General features: G+C 40.5%; 2 protein-coding genes. Both read left to right on the top strand.

What is annotated here, in order from left to right; translation table 11 throughout:
* The first annotated feature begins 226 nt into the window (after positions 1-226).
* Positions 227-628, top strand: coding sequence for a putative signal transducing protein (locus tag VNE01S_RS18690; RefSeq protein ID WP_053396566.1), 402 nt, complete (start codon positions 227-229; stop codon positions 626-628).
* Between the two features lie 228 nt (positions 629-856).
* Entirely contained in the window at positions 857-1,267 is a 411-nt protein-coding gene (locus VNE01S_RS18685; RefSeq protein ID WP_245649918.1) for a GNAT family N-acetyltransferase, read from the top strand.
* Positions 1,268-1,349 lie beyond the last annotated feature (82 nt).

The raw sequence follows: 1,349 nt of genomic DNA, 5'->3' as shown, positions 1-1,349 counted from the left end.
GCCTCTTTTTCACTTAGTGCAAAAACTCATTCATATCCTGTTGATACGAGTTTTCCCTACTTCAAGTCATCTGAATTAGGCATATTTTGAAGTTATCCTTCACTGAACAATCTAATCTCTTAACTTATTGACTATAAATTGAAGTAATTGATTAAAGGCGGCATTATGTGAGGACTAAAAACGGCTATTAGCCTCCTAAGTAGCGTTATACCACAAGGAGTAATATGTGATTGTAGTAGCAAGGTTTTCTTTTCCTCATGAAGCTCACATTGCGAAAGCGAGCCTAGATAGTGCGGGAATAGAAAGTCACATCGCTGACGAGCACACGGTGAATACCCAGTGGCTTTATTCAAACGCCATGGGCGGTGTTCGTCTGATGGTGGCCGAGAGTGATGCGGAGGAAGCGAAACAAATACTTAGTAGTGACTTCTCAGAATCATTGGAAAAAGAAGTTGCCGTTGATGAAGCAAAAGATGTTTGCCCTAACTGTGGTAGCACAGAGTTATTTGCATTTACAAAAGGTAAGCGTCCAGCTTTCTTAGTATTTATTTTACTGGGTTTTCCACTGTTCTTTTACAAGCATGGTTACAAGTGTAAGCAGTGTGGCGAGTTCAGTGAAAAGCTTTGAGTAGTGGTATAACAAAGCGTTCAAGAGGGACTGTCAATGCTTGGCGAGTTTGGCTCAAACCTTGGCATCTGTGTTTTCGGCGATAAATTGAAGTTCAGTGGTAGCGCGTTGCTGCCCCTTAACGCGGTGTTATGTTCTTTTTGGAAATTTGGTGTTCTATGAAAATAAGAAAAATGAGTTCAGCTGACTTGTCAGCCTTATACGACATTTATACAGACAAAAGAAGTGGTGAATAATAATCGCTACTTAGCCGACATTAAACGGGAAGAATTTGACTCGATGTTCAATGACAATCAGCATAATTTTGTGGCGGTTGATACCAATGGAGAAATTTTGGGTCATTTGGCCATCATCACTACTGAAAAGCCAAGGCTAAAGCATTCAGCGTCTTTTGGCGTTGCAGTAGCGAAATCATCCCGTGGAAAAGGAGTTGGTCGTTTCTTAATGGAACACTCACTGTCCTATTGTGATAAAGAACTTGATTTATCACGCCTTGAATTGGAAGTACACGCTAATAATATAGCGGCACTGGCGTTGTATAAATCCTTTGGCTTTGAAATCGAAGGTACAAAGCGTAAGGCTGTGCTCGTCGAGAATGAGTTAATTGATATAGTCGTAATGTCGAGAGTACGAACATAAACAAGAGACTATGGCTTCAAGATATCTTTTCGAATCTAATAGGATTGAGTTAGCGCTATTGCACTAAGCAACTTCTGTCCAA

This window comes from Vibrio nereis NBRC 15637 (assembly GCF_001591105.1).
GTDB lineage: Bacteria > Pseudomonadota > Gammaproteobacteria > Enterobacterales > Vibrionaceae > Vibrio > Vibrio nereis.
The sequence above is the reverse complement of the archived record's forward strand: the minus strand, read 5'-3'. Positions and strand labels throughout refer to the sequence as shown.